Annotated in this window: 14 protein-coding genes; 3 read left to right on the top strand and 11 right to left on the bottom strand. The window is 72.3% G+C overall.

The features are described 5' to 3' along the window. Positions 1-31 precede the first annotated feature (31 nt). Positions 32-2185 (top strand): MDR family MFS transporter, encoded by a 2154-nt coding sequence (locus OG432_RS24830; protein ID WP_328313169.1) that lies wholly within the window; start codon positions 32-34, stop codon positions 2183-2185. A 25-nt stretch (positions 2186-2210) separates the two neighbouring features. Here the strand turns inward: OG432_RS24830 and OG432_RS24835 are convergent, their stop codons facing one another. The 5 genes from OG432_RS24835 to OG432_RS24855 form a co-directional block, all read right to left on the bottom strand. Further along, on the bottom strand, positions 2211-2714 hold the full coding sequence (locus tag OG432_RS24835) for a GNAT family N-acetyltransferase (protein WP_328313170.1): 504 nt from the start codon (positions 2712-2714) through the stop codon (positions 2211-2213). Between the two features lie 84 nt (positions 2715-2798). Beyond that, positions 2799-3128 (bottom strand): antibiotic biosynthesis monooxygenase family protein, encoded by a 330-nt coding sequence (locus OG432_RS24840; protein ID WP_328313171.1) that lies wholly within the window; start codon positions 3126-3128, stop codon positions 2799-2801. A gap of 87 nt (positions 3129-3215) precedes the next feature. Then, entirely contained in the window at positions 3216-4283 is a 1068-nt protein-coding gene (locus tag OG432_RS24845; RefSeq protein WP_328313172.1) for a DUF2330 domain-containing protein, read from the bottom strand. 233 nt (positions 4284-4516) lie between these two features. Continuing rightward, positions 4517-5275, bottom strand: a complete 759-nt coding sequence (locus tag OG432_RS24850; protein WP_328313173.1) for a pyridoxamine 5'-phosphate oxidase family protein — start codon at positions 5273-5275, stop codon at positions 4517-4519. Positions 5276-5525: 250 nt separating this feature from the next. Next, complete coding sequence (locus OG432_RS24855; protein WP_328313174.1) at positions 5526-6773, bottom strand: cytochrome P450; 1248 nt, start codon at positions 6771-6773, stop codon at positions 5526-5528. Between the two features lie 237 nt (positions 6774-7010). Here OG432_RS24855 and OG432_RS24860 point away from each other — a divergent pair, with 237 nt between their 5' ends. Together OG432_RS24860 and OG432_RS24865 are read left to right on the top strand one after the other, a co-directional pair. Next, positions 7011-8183, top strand: a complete 1173-nt coding sequence (locus tag OG432_RS24860; RefSeq protein ID WP_328313175.1) for a steroid 3-ketoacyl-CoA thiolase — start codon at positions 7011-7013, stop codon at positions 8181-8183. Between the two features lie 237 nt (positions 8184-8420). Continuing rightward, the gene (locus OG432_RS24865) at positions 8421-9629 is read left to right on the top strand and encodes an alpha/beta hydrolase (protein WP_328313176.1); all 1209 of its coding nucleotides are present in this window, start codon (positions 8421-8423) and stop codon (positions 9627-9629) included. Here OG432_RS24865 and OG432_RS24870 read toward each other — a convergent pair. The 6 genes from OG432_RS24870 to OG432_RS24895 form a co-directional block, all read right to left on the bottom strand. Beyond that, a complete protein-coding gene (locus OG432_RS24870; protein ID WP_328313177.1) occupies positions 9626-10048 on the bottom strand; it encodes a transglycosylase SLT domain-containing protein in 423 nt (140 codons plus the stop codon). The genes OG432_RS24865 and OG432_RS24870 overlap by 4 nt on opposite strands. Positions 10049-10367: 319 nt before the next feature. Further along, complete coding sequence (locus tag OG432_RS24875) at positions 10368-11171, bottom strand: ECF transporter S component (protein WP_328315226.1); 804 nt, start codon at positions 11169-11171, stop codon at positions 10368-10370. 83 nt (positions 11172-11254) lie between these two features. Continuing rightward, positions 11255-12955 carry an ABC transporter ATP-binding protein gene (locus OG432_RS24880; RefSeq protein WP_328313178.1) on the bottom strand — a complete coding sequence of 567 codons (1701 nt, stop codon included), beginning with the start codon at positions 12953-12955 and terminating at the stop codon, positions 11255-11257. Then, entirely contained in the window at positions 12952-14187 is a 1236-nt protein-coding gene (locus OG432_RS24885; protein WP_328313179.1) for an energy-coupling factor transporter transmembrane component T, read from the bottom strand. The genes OG432_RS24880 and OG432_RS24885 overlap by 4 nt, the downstream gene beginning before the upstream one ends. 8 nt (positions 14188-14195) lie before the next feature. After that, positions 14196-14840 (bottom strand): SCO2322 family protein, encoded by a 645-nt coding sequence (locus OG432_RS24890; protein ID WP_328313180.1) that lies wholly within the window; start codon positions 14838-14840, stop codon positions 14196-14198. Further along, positions 14840-16084 carry a prenyltransferase/squalene oxidase repeat-containing protein gene (locus tag OG432_RS24895; protein ID WP_328313181.1) on the bottom strand — a complete coding sequence of 415 codons (1245 nt, stop codon included), beginning with the start codon at positions 16082-16084 and terminating at the stop codon, positions 14840-14842. Before OG432_RS24895 ends, OG432_RS24890 begins: the two co-directional genes overlap by 1 nt. Positions 16085-16608 lie beyond the last annotated feature (524 nt).

Below are 16608 nucleotides of genomic sequence, written 5' to 3' on the forward strand. Positions count from 1 at the left end.
GGCGCCCCGCGGCCGCCCGGGGTGTGCGGCCGTGCTCCGGCAGGCCATTTCCGTACATTCCGATCAAGATGGTGTGACGAGTCCGAGCACACCAACGGATGGGACGTGGGCCATGGCTCAGGGAACCGTTCCCGCCACCGTCGCCCCCGGTGAGGGGCACGAACGGCGGACCGTGCTGGTCGCCATCGGCGCGCTGCTGCTCGGCATGCTGCTCGCCGCGCTCGACCAGACGATCGTCTCGACGGCGCTGCCGACCATCGTCAGCGAGCTGGGCGGGATGGAGCACCTGTCATGGGTGGTCACGGCGTACATGCTGGCGTCCACCGCCGCCACCCCGCTCTGGGGCAAGCTCGGCGACCAGTACGGCCGCAAGAAGCTGTTCCAGGCGGCGATCGTCATCTTCCTCATCGGCTCCGCGCTGTGCGGCGTGGCGCAGAACATGGGCGAGCTGATCGGCTTCCGCGCGCTCCAGGGCCTCGGCGGCGGCGGCCTCATGGTCCTGTCCATGGCGATCGTCGGCGACCTCGTATCGCCGCGCGAACGCGGCAAGTACCAGGGCCTGTTCGGCGCCGTCTTCGGCGCGACGAGTGTGCTGGGCCCACTGCTCGGCGGGTTCTTCACCGAACAGCTCAGCTGGCGCTGGGTGTTCTACATCAACCTGCCCATCGGCGTCGTCGCGCTCCTGGTCATCGCCGCCGTGCTGCACATCCCGTCGCGCGGCACCCGCCACACCATCGACTACCTGGGCACCTTCCTCATCGCCTCCGTCGCGACCTGCCTGGTCCTGGTCGCCTCGCTCGGCGGCACGACGTGGCCCTGGGCCTCGGCACAGATCATCGGGCTCGCGGTGCTCGGCCTGGTGCTGCTCGTGGCGTTCATCGCGGTGGAGCGCAAGGCCGTCGAGCCGGTCCTGCCGCTGAAGCTGTTCCGCATCCGCACCTTCAGCCTCGTGGCCGGCATCAGCTTCGTCGTGGGCTTCGCCATGTTCGGCGCGATGACGTACCTGCCGACGTTCCTCCAGGTCGTGCGCGGCATCTCGCCCACCATGTCCGGGGTGCACATGCTGCCCATGGTGTTGGGTCTGCTGCTCACCTCCACGGCGTCCGGTCAGGTCGTGTCCCGCACGGGGCGGTGGAAGGCCTTTCCCATCGCGGGCACGGCGGTCACCACCATCGGCCTGCTGCTCCTGCACCGGCTCTCCGAGACGAGCCCCACCTGGGAGATGAGCGTCTACTTCTTCGTCTTCGGCGCCGGCCTCGGCCTGGTCATGCAGGTCCTGGTCCTGGTCGTGCAGAACGCCGTCGACTACGCGGACCTGGGCGTCGCCACCTCGGGCGCCACCTTCTTCCGCTCCATCGGAGCCTCGTTCGGCGTCGCCATCTTCGGCACGATCTTCACCAACCGGCTCACCGGCAAGCTCTCCGACGCCCTGGCCGGGCGGCGGCTTCCGCCCGGCGTGGGCCCCGCCACCATCTCCGCCGACCCGCGCGCCATCGGTCAACTCCCGCCCGCCGCACGCCAACCCGTGCTGCACGCCTACGCGTCGTCCATCACCGACGTCTTCCTGTACGCGGCCCCGGTCGTCCTCCTCGCGTTCGTGACCGCGTGGTTCCTCAAGGAGGACAAGCTGCGGGGCGCGGTCACCGCGCCCGACACCAGCCAGACCCTCGCCTCGAACCCCGTCGAGCGGTCCTCCTACGACGAGTGCGCGCGCGCCCTTTCGGTGCTCGGCACCCGTGAGGGGCGCCGCGAGATCTACGAAACGATCACCCGCAAGGCGGACCTCGACCTCCAGCCCGCGGCCAGCTGGCTGCTCCTGCGCATCAACAAGTACGGGTCCGCCGACCCCGGGGTGCTCGCCGAGCGCAGCCCCGTACCGCTGCACGTCATCACCGATGCGGCCCGCCAGGTCGAGGAGCGCGGGCTCGCCGAGCGCGACGGCATGCCGCTGGTCCTCACGGACGAGGGCAGGCGGACCGCGGTCCGCCTGTCGGCTGCGCGCGAGGAGTCCCTGGCCGAGCTGCTCGGCGACTGGTGGGGCCCGGACCGTCCCACCGACCTGGTGAAGCTGGTGACGGAGCTCTCCGCGGAGATGTCGGGCTCCGACGAGGAACAGCCGCACTCGCCGCTGGCCCGCCAGGACCTCAGGACCCAGGGACACGGGGAGGCGCAGCCCAAGCCCTAGCAGGACCCTGTAGCTACAGCTACAGCTACAGCTCCTTCGCGAACCAGCGCTCGCGGTAGGGGCCCTCGCTGTACGGGGCCACCTCGCGGTAGCCGTGTTTCGCGTACAGGCCCCGTGCCTCGACCAGGTCGTGCCGGGTGTCAAGGGCGACCCGGCGCGCGCCGAGGCGACGGGCCGCGTCCTCAAGGGCGTGGAGCAGTGCCCCGCCGCCCCCGGTCCCGCGGGCGAAGGGGCGGACGAAGACACGGGTGAGTTCGGCGGTCGCCGGTGACGTCCCGTCGATCACGGGCGCCCGTGCGAACAGGAGCACGCCGCCGCACGCCGCGGGTCGCCCCTCGTACCGCCCGACCACGAAGTCGCCTGTGGGCTGGCCGAGTTGGTCGGCGCCGTCGTCGGTGAGCCCGCGCTCGATCTCCGCGGGGGTGGCGGGCCGGCCGTACCACCGGCTCGCCACCTCGTCGTAGTAATCGCGGCGCAGCAGGCTCGCGTCGGGGGTGTCGGGCCGCTCGGCAGCCATGATCCAACTCATGGCCCCCTGCCTACCCCGGCGGCGCACACCCCGGCCACCGAATTAAAACGCCCGGCCGGGCGCGAACGGTCCGACCCGGCCGGATCAGGCCTTGGGCGCTGCCTGCTGGACGACCTCGAAGGACCAGAGCGTGGATCCGGACGCCGCCGGCTTGGGCCGCTCGCCGCCCTCGCCCTGCCCGCCGCCGTGCGCCCCGCGCATCGACGTGGCCATCCAGTTCTGGAAGTCCTCCTCGCTGCGCCAGCGCGTGTAGACGAGGTACTGGTCCGTGCCCTCCGCCGGGCGCAGCAGCTCGAACCACTCGAAGCCGTCGGAGTTCTCCACCGACCCCGCCCGCGAGGCGAACCGCTTCTCCAGCACCTCGCGCTGCTCGTCCGGCACGGTCAGTACGTTGATCTTTACGACGCTGGGCACGCGACACCTCTCCTCGGAAGGGCGCCGGGCGGCGCGCCTCCACCTCGTCCACGGTCCATGGTCCATGGTCCGTCCGCGATCAGTGTGCTACACGGCTCTCGGGTACGGGCCCGCGGCCGTCCGCCGGGTCCGCAGCCGCCACACGGCGAGGCCCGCCCCGACGGCCACCACCAGCGCGCCCCCCACCGTCAGGAGCCAGGCCGGGACTCCGCCCACGGTCATCAACTCATCCGTGTACCAAGCGCGTTGGAAGTCCGTGTCGGCGGGTGCCCGACGGATCTCGTGATCACCGGTGATCCCGGCCGGCCGGGGGAAGTGCTGGGTCAGGGCCGTCACGTAGACCGAGGGGGCGTGGCCCGTCAGCTCGCCGAGCGCGCCGCCCGGGTTCGCGACCCGGCCCGCGAAGAGCGTCTGCGGCGTGTCGCCCCCGATGGCGGACGCCGTTTCCATCCGGTGGGCGCCCAGCAGATAGAGGTCCAGCGTCTGCGGGGTCTTCGCGAGGCGCGAGAGACGCATGGGATAGACGGGGCGCTCGCTGGCGAAGGTCAGGCTCAGCGGATCGAGCGGGCCGCCCAGCGTCCGGCCGGCCTGGTCGGGAGCGAGCCGGATCGCCACGTACTCCCACTTCTGGTCGACGTAGGGCCGCAGCTCGGTGGCGAGGGCCGGGGGCAGCTGGAAGCCGTTGTGGGCGAGCCAGTCGCGCAGCGCCGTCGGGTCGGTCGCGGTCAGCGTGGCCACGTCGAACGGGCCGAGGCGCTCCCGGCCGACCACCTGCACGGGCGGGGTCGCCCCCGCACGCGGCGCGCCGTCGCCGACACGGCGGTCCTCGGCGAACGGCCAGTCGCCGTCCTTGGGCCAGAAGTACGCGCGGGTGCGGTGCACGGGCGCGGAGATCTGCTCCAGCTGGTCGAAGAGGTGCCGGTCGCCCAGTTTCACCGTCGCCCGGCTCGGCACCGGCATGATCCACGCGGCGCGCGGCGCGTTCCCGTCGACCGTGAGCCGCATGACGATCTGCTCGCTCCGGCCGTCCCACCGGACGGCCGAGGTCTCCTGCCGCACGCTCAGCTGCCGCCCGCTCTGCGGCACCATGGCCCCGCAGCCGCAGGCGTAGGCGGGCGCCACCAGCGAGCCCAGTTGCAGCGCCAGCAGCGTCATGGCCACCAGTAGTGCCCGCCGCCATGGTCCCCGCGCGCCCGTCATGCCCTCGTACCCCCGTGTGATCGATCGCTCCGGCAGTTGGTCGATCGGCACTGTCGGCCGACGGGAGCTACGACGACGGTGCGGTGCCCGCGGTTCCGGTTCTGTGCGGCTCGGCGATTGGGCCGGTCGGCGCGGGTCGGCGGGGCAGTGGGTCAGCGGTCAGCAGGGCAGCGGGTCGGGCCGCCGGGTCAGCGGGCCGGGCCGGCGGAGCCGTCGCCGAGGGCCGACACATGAGCGGGGACGCCCGTGCCCGCGGGCAGGGCGGGGTCCGGCTCGGGCGCTCCGAAGCGTGTATGGACCGGGATCACGCCGGCCCACAGGCCGAGCTCGCCGTCGGGTCCGTCCGCGTCGTCGGGCGGCCCCGATGCCACCTTGACGGACGCTTCGTCCAGCGGCAGGGCGAGCAGCGAAGTGGCCGCCAGTTCCTTGGAGTTGGGGCGCCGCGCGTAGTCCCACTGTCCGGGTGCGCAGTGTTCTGTCAGGACCCTGAGACCGTGCAACAGCTCGTCGCCCCCGGTGATCAGCCGGGGCACGGCGTAGATCATCGCGCTGCGGTAGTTGACCCCGTGCTCGAAGACCGACCGGGCGAGCACGAGCCCGTCGACGTGGGTCACGGTCACGCACACCGTCGCCTGCGGAGCCCGGACGACGCTGCGGCTGGCGACGGATCCGTGCACGAACAGCGTCCGCGTCGCAAAGTCGACGCCGTACACCGTCGGCACCACCATCGGGGTGCCGTCGACGACGACCCCGAGGTGGCAGACGAAACCGGCGCCGAGGATCGTGTCGAGGTCGGCCACCCGGGTGCTGCCCTGGTCGCGCAGCCGCCGGTGCCGGGTGCGCTCCGTGACGGCCAGTTCGGCCGGGCGGGCCTCCCCGTGCGCGTCTTCGTACGCATCTTCGTACGCATCGTCGTGCACGTGCTGATGCGGTTGCTGTGCTGCCATTTTCCTGCCGATTCCGTCGCGAGGGAGTCTTGTCGCAACTGTTTCAGTAGGAAGCGCGGTCGGCAAGGGAACTTCGGCTCCGGATGGGGACGGGGGCGGGGGGCGGGGGGCAGGAGGCCTGCGGGAGAAGACCGCGAGCGAAGAGGAGACAGGGGCCGGGGCGTAGGAGGGATGGACCCTGTCTCCCGGTTCGGGGCCGCGCCGGGTCGGGGCCGCGCCGGGTCGGCGCGGCGACGGGCGCCCGGAGCGGTCAACTACGGTTCACGGCAAGGCCCTTGATGCCGTTCAGCCAGGCCGAGCGGAGCCGGCGGGGCTCGCCCGCGAGGCGCAGATCGGGCAGGACGTCCGCGATGGCGTTGAAGATCAGGTTGATTTCGAGGACCGCGAGGGATTTGCCCAGGCAGAAGTGCGGGCCGCCGCCGCCGAAGCCGAGGTGGGGGTTGGGATCCCGGGTGATGTCGAAGCGTTCGGGGTTCTCGAAGACCTCGGGGTCGTAGTTGGCGGAGGAGTAGAAGATGCCGACGCGGTCGCCCGCCTTGATCTTCTGGCCGCCCAGCTCGGTGTCCTGGGTCGCCGTGCGCTGGAAGGCGACCACGGGCGTGGCCCAGCGCACGATCTCCTCGGCAGCGGTCGCGGGACGCTCGCGTTTGTAGAGTTCCCACTGGTCGGGGTTGGTCAGGAAGGCGTGCATGCCGTGACTGATCGCGTTCCGGGTCGTCTCGTTGCCGGCCACCGCGAGCAGGATGACGAAGAAGCCGAACTCGTCGGAGAGCAGATTGCCCTCGCCCTCGGCCGCCACCAGCTGCGACACGATGTCCTTGGCCGGGCACTCCTTGCGCGCCGCCGCCAGGTTCATCGCGTACGACACCAGTTCCATCGCCGCCTCGGCGCCGATCTCCTCGGTGATCGCGTACTCGGGATCGTCGTACGCCGCCATCTTGTTGGACCAGTCGAAGATCTTGGTGCGGTCCTCCTGGGGGACGCCGATGAGCTCGGCGATGGCCTGGAGGGGGAGCTCCACCGCGATGTTGGTGACGAAATCGAAGGCGCCGTCGTTCTTGTTGGCTTCCAACAGCGCCGCGTCCACGATGGAGCGGGCGCGGTCGCGCAGCGCGCCCTCCAGGGAGCGGATCGCGCGCGGGGTGAAGCCGCGCTGGACGATCTGGCGGACCCGGGAGTGCTCGGGCGGGTCCATGTTGAGCATGATCAGTTTCTGTACGTCGATCTGCTCGCGGCTGATCGACTCGTTGAAGCGGATCACCGCGGTGTTGGTGGTGGAGGAGAACAGCTCCGGGTGGGTGGAGACGTACTTGACGTCGGCGTGCCGCGTCACCGCCCAGTAGCCGTCGTCCTGGAAGCCGGCGATACCGGTCGGCTGGGCGCACCACCACACCGGGGCGGTGCCGCGCAGTTCGGCGAACTCCGGGTGCGGTACGCGGGATTGGAGCAGGTCCGGGTCGGTGAAGTCGAACCCGTCGGGCAGGTGGGGGCAACGCATCGGCCACTCCATGTCTGACGGTCCATCAGAAGTTGAGGGAAAGGTAGTAACGGGTTCTACAACAAGCAAGGCTCGCGGCGTCATCTGTTGCGCACTGAACTGCCCATGAGAGGCGTGCACAACCCTTGCGTACCCGGGGTAGCTCTCATAAGACTGCACTCAGAACTAGAACGCGTATCAGTTCGTGGCCGTGCGGTGCCGGGACACCCAGCGGCTGTGTCAGGAGAGGACGAGCTCATGGCCGCGGAACCCGTCATCGTCGAAGCCGTACGCACGCCCATCGGCAAGCGCGGAGGCGCGCTCGCCAATCTGCACCCCGCCTATCTGCTCGGCGAGACCTACCGCGAACTCCTCGGCCGCACCGGCATTCACGCCGACTGCGTCGAACAGATCGTCGGCGGCACGGTCACCCACGCCGGCGAACAGTCCATGAACCCGGCGCGCAACGCCTGGCTCGCGGTGGGGCTGCCGTACGAGACCGCCGCGACCACCGTCGACTGCCAGTGCGGATCCTCGCAGCAGGCCAGCCACATGGTCGCGAACATGATCGCGGCGGGAGTCATCGACGTCGGGATCAGCTGCGGTGTCGAGGCGATGTCCCGGGTGCCGCTCGGCTCCGGCTCCAAGCACGGCCCCGGCAAGCCCTGGCCCGACGAATGGAACGTGGACCTGCCCAACCAGTTCGAGGCGGCCGAGCGGATCGCCCGCAAACGGGGGCTGACGCGGGAGCGGGTCGACGCCCTCGGGCTCCTGTCGCAGGAGCGGGCGGCGACGGCCTGGGGCGAGGAGCGCTTCAAACGCGAGACGTTCGCCGTGCAGGTGCCCACGACGGAGGAGGAGCAGGCGGCGGGGCAGGGCATGTGGCGGCTGGTCGACCGCGACGAGGGGCTGCGCGACACGTCCATCGAGGCGCTCGGGCGGCTCAAGCCGGTCATGCCCACGGCGGTGCACACGGCGGGCAACTCCTCGCAGATATCGGACGGTTCGGCGGCCATCATGTGGGCGTCCAAGCGGATGGCCCGCGCGCTGAAGCTCAGGCCCCGGGCCCGGATCGTGGCGCAGGCGCTGGTCGGATCCGACCCGCACTTCCACCTCGACGGGCCGATCGACGCGACGCGCGCGGTGCTCGGGAAGGCCGGGATGTCCCTGCGCGACATCGACCTCGTCGAGATCAACGAGGCGTTCGCGTCGGTGGTGCTGAGCTGGGCGCAGGTCTTCGAGCAGGACCTGGAGAAGGTGAACGTGAACGGGGGTGCGATCGCGCTCGGGCATCCGGTGGGGGCGACCGGGGCCCGTCTGATCGCAACGGCGTTGCATGAGCTGGAGCGGCGGGACAAGGAGTTCGCGTTGATCACGATGTGTGCGGGTGGGGCGCTGGCGACCGGCACGATCATCCAACGCCTGTCATGAGACCCGGCTGGGGCTCCGCCCCGGACCCCGCGCCCCTCAACCACTCGGCGCCGGCCGGTACGGGCCACCCAAGCCCGTCCGGCGCTTGAGGACGAGCGCCCTCAATCCGCGAACGGGGAACTGCGCGGGCGGCCGCCCCGGAAGGGCGGAACGCCCCCAGGGGGTGGGCCCAGGACCCCTGTTGGTGCGGGGGGTTGCCGGATGTTCGCGGTGCGCGGGGGTGCCTACGGTCGGGGGATGGTTCATCTCAGTGTTCGGATCGCCGCCGTCCTCTCCCTTGTCGCGGGGGGAGTCGGGGCAGCCGCCCCGACCGTCCAGGCCCGCCCTGCCCAGCGGGGCGATCTCGTCAAGGTCGAGGCCGTGTCCACCCGCACCCCCGCCCAGGTCTCCGACTTCCTCACGTCGGCCGGCATCGACAGCAGCGAGGTCCGCCACGGCGTACGCGGATACCGCCTCACGTACCGCACACTCACCCCGCAAGGCATCGGCACCACCGCCACCGGCCTGCTCGTGCTGCCCGATGACGGGCGCCACACCCGGCTCGATGTCGTCGCGGACACCCACGGCACCATGGTCGACCGGGACTACGCGCCCTCCGCGAGCGAGGACGACGGACGGCTGTCGCCCTATCTGCACGCTTCCGTAGGCCGGGCCGTCGCAGCGCCCGACTATCTGGGCCTCGGCAGGGGGCCCGGCCCGCACCCCTACATGGACACCCCCTCGGCCGTGTCCGCCTCGCTCGACATGTTGCGGGCCACACGAACCGCCGCCCGCAAACTGGGGCGCCCCTTGACCGGGGACGTGTACGGGACGGGGTTCTCACAGGGCGGGCAGGTCGCCATGGCGCTCGGCCGGGCGCTGAGCCAGGGCGCCGACGCCCATTTCCGGCTGAAGGCGCTCGCGCCGGTGTCGGGACCGTACGACATCGCGGGACAAGAGGTGCCCGCGCTCTTCGACGGGCGGGTGAACGACACCAGCGGGGTGCTGTACATGGCGTACTGGCTCACCGCGCAGAATCGGCTCCGCCCCCTGTACGCGAACACGGCGGACGCCTTCCGGGAGCCGTACGCCGCCGTCGTCGAGGGGCTGCTCGACACCCGGCACACCACGGAGGAGGTACTCACGGCGCTGCCCGGCACCGTGAAGGAGATGCTCACGCCGGAGTTCTACGAGCGGCTCCAGCATCCCCGAGGCGCCCTGCTCGACGCCATGCGGGACAACGACCACACCTGCGACTGGAAGCCCCGCGTGCCAGTCCGGCTCTACACCGCGAGCGGCGACACCGACGTGCCGATCGGCAACACGCTCAGCTGCGCCCGGCAACTGGCCGCACACGGGAAGAAGGTCCCAGTGACCGACCAGGGAGCGGTCGGCCACAGCGGGGCCTTCGGAAAGTCGCTGCCGCAGATCGTGCGACTCTTCGACTCCGTCGCCGGTACGGCTTAGTACCAGCTGTTCTGCTGCCAGAAGCTCCACGCACCGCACGGGCTGCCGTAACGGTCGTTCATGTAGCTCAGACCCCACTTGATCTGGGTCGCCGGGTTGGACTTCCAGTCGGCGCCCGCGGAGGCCATCTTCGAGCCGGGCAGGGCCTGGACCAGGCCGTACGCGCCGGAAGAGGCGTTGGTGGCCGACGGGTTCCAGCCGGACTCGTGGTTCACGATCTTGCTGAAGCACTGGAACTGCTGCGCCGGCATCATCTTCTGCGCGATGGCCTGGGCGCTCGTCGGGGCGGCCTGGGCCGGGGCGGCGGCCATGGCGACACCGGCGGCGGCGAGCACCGTGGCGCCGGCGGCGGCGATGGACTTCTTACGAGCGGTGAAACGGGCGGCGAAAGACAACGCGAAACCTAACGTCGGGGACATGGTCGTCGCGCTCGGCCGGACGTCTCGAAGACTTGTACAAGACTTCAACGGCGGGGGAACCCGTAAGGAGTCGGCCCGGTAGTGGACCGGGCGGTTCCGGCGACTCGAACAGTTGTAACCGGCCCCGTGGGTCGCCCGCAACGACCCCATTTACTAGTGGGAGTCGCACCAGAGGCGCAACGCCCCCGGGGGTGTAAGGAGGGGATAAGGCCAGGTCACCCCGGCTCCGAGGGGTCGGTTGGATCATGTGGAACGGCCACTACCGCGGTTCGTAGGGGACCAACGGCCTGTGGGCGGCCTCACCCCGGCGGGACCCTTTTCAGGCCTCGAATGTGACCTGGGCCTCGAAGGCGGCCCGCCGTGTGGCCCTGCGCAGCGCCTTGAGCACCGTCGCGCCGAGCGCCAGCGTCAGCACCACCGTGAGCGCCGCGCGCCCCAGGTCCCAGCCGAGCGAGGTGGCCGCGCAGTACGCGAAGAAGCGCACCAGGTTGTCGTGCAGCGGGTCGCCCGGGTGGAAGGAGATGCCCGACGACATGCCGCCGATGAAAGTCCAGCCCTGGAGGTTCATGACCGTCCCGTACGCGAAGGACGCCAGCGCGCCGTACAGGGCGAGCAGGGCCGTCTCGGCCCGGCCGCGCAGCCGGTGCGGCCCCGGCAGCAGCCCGGCCCCCATCGTGAACCAACCCATCGCCAGCATCTGGAACGGCATCCACGGCCCGACCCCGCCGGTCAGCAGAGCCGAGGCGAACATCGTCACCGAGCCCAGCACGAACCCGAACCCCGGGCCGAGCACCCGGCCGCTCAGCACCATCAGGAAGAACATCGGCTCCAGGCCGGCGGTGCCCGCCCCCAGGGGACGCAGCGCGGCGCCCACCGCGGCCAGCACTCCGAGCATCGCGACGGCCTTCGCGTCCAGGCCGTCGTCGGCGATGGTGGCGACCACCACACCCACCAGGAGCGGGAGGAGCGCGGCGAAGAGCCAGGGGGCGTCCCGCGCGTGCGCGAGCCCCGAGTCCGCGTCGGCGAGCAGCGGCCAGCCGAAGGCCGCGATGCCGATGAGGGTGATGACGGAGAGGGCCGCGATCGCGCGCGGGCCCAGACGGACGGGGCGGATCGGGCGGATGGGGCTGGCGGAACGGGAGACGTCGGCAGAACGGGAGGCGTCGGCGGGACGCGAGGGGCTTGTGGTGCGTTTCGTGTTGCGTGTCACGACAGGGCCTCGCGGACTTGCGGGACGGTCAGCCAGTGCTGCGGCGCGAGCACCTTGGCGACCTGCGGGGCGAACGCGGGCGAGGAGACGACCACCTCGGCGGTCGGGCCGTCCGCGACGACCTCGCCTCCCGCGAGGATCACCACGCGATGGGCGAGCTCGGCGGCCAGCTCCACGTCGTGCGTGGCGAGAACGATGGCGTGCCCCTCCGCGGCGAGCACCCGCAGCACCGCGATCAGGCGGGCCTTCGCCGCGTAGTCGAGGCCGCGGGTCGGCTCGTCGAGGAGGAGAAGGGGAGGGCGGCCGGTCAGCACGATGGCGAGGGCGAGGGCGAGACGCTGCCCCTCGGACAGGTCGCGGGGATGGGTGTCGTCCGCCACGCCCGGCAGCAGCTCGGAGACGAGCGCGCGGCAGCGGCCGGGGGCGGCGCCCGCGTCCTCGTCCGCGGCGGCGCACTCGGCGGCCACGGTGTCGGCGTACAACAGGTCCCGCGGTTCCTGCGGTACGAGGCCGACCTCGCGGATCAGTTCGCGCGGCGACGTGCGGTGAGGGGTGCGGCCGCCCACGGTGACCGAGCCGGCGGTGGGCTCGATCATGCCGACGAGAGTGCTGAGCAGCGTGGACTTGCCGGCCCCGTTGCGGCCCATCAGGGCGATGGTCTCGCCCGGGGCGACGGCGAGGTCCACGTGGCGCAAGGCCTCCACGCGGCCGCGGCGCACTCCGAGGGCGCTGACCGTCGCGGTGGTGGTGGGCGTGGTCGCGGTGGCCGGGGGGCGGCGGAAGAGGGTGGCCAGGGTGCGTTTCTCGGCTGAACGCCGGGTGTGGGGGGTGGCGCCGGAGCGGGGGGCGCTCGGGGTGACGGAGGCCGGCCGGGGGGTGTGGGCCGAGAGCCGCTCGCGCAGGGGGGCGGCCAGGCGGCGGGCGTCCCGGACGGACAGGGGGAGGGGCGACCAGCCCGCCAGGTGACCCAGGGCCACCACCGGGGGGTGCACGGGGGAGACGCGCATGATGTCGGCGGGGGTTCCCATCACCGGCGGAGCGCCGGGAGCGGGCAGCAGGATGACCTGGTCGGCGTACTGGACCACCCGTTCCAGGCGGTGCTCGGCGAGCAGGACCGTCGTGCCGAGGTCGTGTACCAGGCGTTGCAGGACGGACAGGACGTCCTCCGCCGCGGCCGGGTCGAGAGCCGAGGTCGGCTCGTCCAGGACCAGCACCTTCGGGTGCGGGGTGAGCACCGAGCCGATCGCGACGCGCTGCTGCTGGCCGCCGGAGAGGGTGGCGATCGGACGGTCGCGCAGCTCCGCGAGGCCCAGCAGGTCGAGGGTCTCCTCGACGCGGCGCCTCATCACCGCGGGCGCGAGCCCCAACGACTCCATTCCGTAGGCGAGTTCGTCCTCCACGGTGTCGGTGACGAAGTGGGCGAGCGGGTCCTGGCCCACCGTGCCGACCAGATCGGCGAGTTCGCGCGGCTTGTGGGTGCGGGTGTCGCGGCCGTCCACGGTCACCCGGCCGCGCAGGGTGCCGCCGGTGAAGTGCGGGACGAGCCCGGAGACCGTACCGAGCAGCGTCGACTTGCCGACCCCGGACGGGCCGATCAACAGGACCAACTCCCCTTCGGGAACGGCCAGTTCGACGCCGCGTACGGTCGGCTCGTCGGCGGCGTCGTACGTGACCGACACGTTCTCGAACCGGATCACTGCGACTCCTTGGGAGGTACGGGCGCGACGAACGCCGGGAGCAGGCCGGCGAGCAGCGAAAGGGCGGGCCACAGCGGCAGGCCCGGCGCGGTCAGCGGCACGACGCCGAGGGTCAGCGCGTCGGGGGCGTATGTACCCGCCCACACGGTCAGCGCGGCGACGGTCACGCCCGAACCGGCCACGAGCCAGGACCGCGCTCCCCAGCGGTCGGGGCGGTAGCGGGTGCGGATCTGGCGGCGGCCGCCGAGGCGCAGCCCGGCGAGGCAGGCGAGCAGTCCGCCGAGCAGTACGGGCACGCCGTAGCCCGCGCCCTCGGAGGCGAGCAGCCCGTACGTCCCCGCGCACACGCCGAGCAGGCCGCCCAGGGTGAGGACGGTGGTGGTGTGGCGAACGGCGGCGGGGACCCGGGCGCTGCGGCCGTAGCCACGGGCGTCCATCGAGGCGGCGACGGCGACCGAGCGCTCCAGGGCGCCTTCCAGCACCGGCAGGCCGATCTGCGCGATCGCCCTGATGCCGCCGGTGGGACGGCCGCGCAGCCTTCGCGCGGTACGCAGCCGTACGACGTCGGCGACCATGTTCGGCGCGAACGTCATGGCGACGACCACGGCGACGCCGGCCTCGTACAGGGCGCCGGGCAGCGACTTGAGGAGACGGGCGGGGTTGGCGAGCGCGTTCGCCGCGCCCACGCAGATCAGCAGGGTGGCGAGCCTCGCGCCGTCGTACAGGGCGAAGAGCATGCCCTCCGCCGTGACCCGGCCGCCCACGCGGATGCCCTTCGCCCAGTCGGGGAGCGGGAGTTGGGGGAGCGTGAAGAGGGTGTGGCTGCCGGGGATCGGCGAGCCGAGGACCAGGTTGAAGACGAGACGGATGCCGACGACGAACAGGCCGATCTTGATGAACGCGGTGTAGGACCGGGCCCAGGGGGCGTCGGTCTTCCGGGCCGCCACGACGTAGCCGGCGACGCCGACGAGGAGGCCGAGCAGGAGGGGATTGTTCGTGCGCGACGCGGCCGTGGCGAGACCGAGCGCCCAGAGCCACCAGGCCCCGGGGTGCACGGCGTTGCTCCGGGCGGCCACCGGAGCGGTGAGCCTGCGGCGCGGAGTGGGGGCGCCCGGGGCTCCCCAGGGGATGAGCCTGCGGCTTGTGGTGGAGGTGCTCGGGGCCTCGAAGGGAGTGAGCCTGCGGCTCGGGCGGCCGGGGGGCGGTGGGGGGTCGTTCGGGGTGGGGGGCATGGCGGGGGTCAGTTCCTGCGGCGGCGGGACTGCCAGACCGCCGCCGCGCCCAGGGCGAGGACCGCGGCCACTCCGGCCAGGAGGCCCACCGAGGGGCCGGAGCCGCCGTCGTCGGTCTGCTTGGCCGGTTCGGGCTTTCCGGCCGTGTCGCCCACCTGCTCGCCACAGCCCGTGTGCGGGTACCCGCCGATCGCGCACAGCAGGGCCGCGCTGTTGTAGCGGAGCGGCTTGGCGACGGCGGCGAGGGCGTCCGCCGTGGTGGCGTCCGGGGGAACCTGGGCGCAGGCGGTGCGCGGTGCGGGCGGGGTGTCGCCCTGGGCGGCGTCCTGCGGCGTACCGAAGTCGATGACGAGCGCGACCCGCTTGGTGCCGTCCTTGGTCGGCGTCGCACCGCACACCGCCTCGAAGGACGGCGCCGAACGCGGCTTGGTGGCGTCGGCCGAGTCCGCGCTCACCGCGAAACGGAAGCCCTCCACCGAGCCGTCGCCGGGGTGCGCGGATGCCGGGCCCTGGGTGGCGTACGTCCAGGCGTCGCCGGTCTGGTCCCAGAACGACCAGTAGCGGTAGCCGGCGGCCTGGGCCGATCCCGTCCCGGCGGCCAGCGCCACCAGGGTGAGGAGCAGCGCGGCCGCCGAAGCGAGTCGCGTCCGCATCACAGGTGCTGGTTCTTCTTGCGGCCGCTGATCAGGAAGCCGACGCCGATGCCGGCGACGAGACCGACGCCCACGATCCACCAGACGGAGATGCCGTCGTCGCTCTTGTCGTCCTTCTTCGCGTCGTCCTTCTTCTCGGTGGCGGACGCCGACGAGGAGGCCGCCTTGGGGGCGGGGCCGGTGGCGTTGAGGGCCTGGACGAGGTCGGCGCCGCCGAAGTGCCTCGGGTCGGCGCCGGTCGCGTCGGCGGCGAGGACGAGCTGGGCGTAGGCGGCCGGGCCGTTCTCCTTGGCCCAGGCGCCGGCGTTCTTGGAGAGCCAGTCGGCGGACTTCTTCGCCTGGTCCGGCAGGCCCGCCGCGGCGAGCGCGACGACCGCGTCGGCCGTGTTGCCGACGTCGGGCTGGTCGGTGGCGCCCGGCATGGCGGACTTCAGGAAGCCGGTCGGGGCCAGCGTCCTGGCGAGGTAGGCGGCCCCGTTGTGCGCGCCCTGCTCGGGAGTGGCGGCCTTCTCGCAGGCCGTGCCCTTGGTGTCGGGGGTGCCCGCGGTGGCGGTGAGGCCCTTGCCGAGGGAGCCGGTCACGGCGGCGGCGGTCGCATCGGCGTTGGCGTACAGCTTCTGCGTCTTGGGGTCGGGCTGGAAGGCGAAGGCGCCCGCGCCGGCGGGGTCGTCGCACGGCAGCGCGAAGGTGAGCAGCGCGTCGAAGGGGGACTTTCCGCCCTTGGCCGACTTCACGGCGGCGGGCTTGTCGCCGGCGGCGGCCAGCGCGCCGATCACAATGGCCGTGGAGTTGGCGTCGCTGCCGCCCGCGCCCGGGGTGTACGGCCAGCCGCCGTCGTCCTGCTGCACCGACTTCAGCCAGGCGACGCCCTTCGTGACGGCGTCGGTGTGACCGCCCACCGCGACGAGTGCCTGTACGGCGGCGGAGGTGGCGTTGGTGTCCAGCTTCGTCGCGTCGCACGCCTTGGCGGTGTCGACGCGGAACGCCATGAAGGAGCCGTCGGCGCACTGCTGCCCGGCGAGCCAGCCGACCGCCTGGTCGGCGGGGGTGACGGCGGCCTTCTCCTGGGCGAGGAAGGCGAGGGACTGCCGGAAGACTCCGTCGTACTGGGGGTCCTTCGTGCCGTAGAGGCCCGGCGGGACCGCCGCGGGGGACGGCACGGCGTCGGCGACGGCGGCCGGGGCGGCTGCGCCGAGGACGGCGGTGGCTGCGGCGATTGCTGCGGCGCAGCGGCGTACGGTCATGGCGGGCGGTGCCTCTCCTGCGGGGGAGCGCGGGCACGGGTGCACGCTGCACCCGGCTCGGCTCCGTATACCTCGACGGTGCCGGTCACCTGCGGTGTGCGGGTGACGCGTGAGCCGGTCATGCGGTGACGGGGCGTTCCGGCTGCCACCGGGGTGTGCGGTGGTTCACGGCTGCGGGTCAGCGCCGGGTTTGCACCGGCTTTCCCCCGTACGGGGCATGACGACGATGCGTTCACCTTACCGGTGTGAGGGTGGGGGGCGTTCGCGCAGTTCCCCGCGCCCCTTGACCCCGCCTTTCGTCTGCGGACCGTGCTCGCCTCCCGCGCAGTTCCTCGCGCCCCTTGTAGGGCACCCGGGGTCGGATGGCTCGCGCCTATCGCGGCGGAGCCGCGCAATGTCGCAGCCCTGCGTCCCTGACGGGGCTCAGCAGGGGCACCCTCAGCCCGTCATGGGGGTGCCCCTGGCCCTTGAGGGCTTGGGGGAGTCTGAGGACGAGTGCCGTTTGGGCGCGATACGGGGTCTGG

It is taken from the genome of Streptomyces sp. NBC_00442, assembly GCF_036014195.1.
Lineage (GTDB): Bacteria > Actinomycetota > Actinomycetes > Streptomycetales > Streptomycetaceae > Streptomyces.

Coding starts and splice junctions, on each gene's coding strand:
- OG432_RS24850 (WP_328313173.1), bottom strand. CDS start 5,275: ATGGCAGCACAGCAACCGCATCAGCACGTGCACGACGATGCGTACGAA.
- OG432_RS24835 (WP_328313170.1), bottom strand. CDS start 2,714: ATGAGTTGGATCATGGCTGCCGAGCGGCCCGACACCCCCGACGCGAGC.
- OG432_RS24860 (WP_328313175.1), top strand. CDS start 7,011: ATGGCCGCGGAACCCGTCATCGTCGAAGCCGTACGCACGCCCATCGGC.
- OG432_RS24890 (WP_328313180.1), bottom strand. CDS start 14,840: ATGCGGACGCGACTCGCTTCGGCGGCCGCGCTGCTCCTCACCCTGGTG.
- OG432_RS24870 (WP_328313177.1), bottom strand. CDS start 10,048: ATGTCCCCGACGTTAGGTTTCGCGTTGTCTTTCGCCGCCCGTTTCACC.
- OG432_RS24895 (WP_328313181.1), bottom strand. CDS start 16,084: ATGACCGTACGCCGCTGCGCCGCAGCAATCGCCGCAGCCACCGCCGTC.
- OG432_RS24865 (WP_328313176.1), top strand. CDS start 8,421: ATGGTTCATCTCAGTGTTCGGATCGCCGCCGTCCTCTCCCTTGTCGCG.
- OG432_RS24855 (WP_328313174.1), bottom strand. CDS start 6,773: ATGCGTTGCCCCCACCTGCCCGACGGGTTCGACTTCACCGACCCGGAC.
- OG432_RS24845 (WP_328313172.1), bottom strand. CDS start 4,283: ATGACGCTGCTGGCGCTGCAACTGGGCTCGCTGGTGGCGCCCGCCTAC.
- OG432_RS24885 (WP_328313179.1), bottom strand. CDS start 14,187: ATGCCCCCCACCCCGAACGACCCCCCACCGCCCCCCGGCCGCCCGAGC.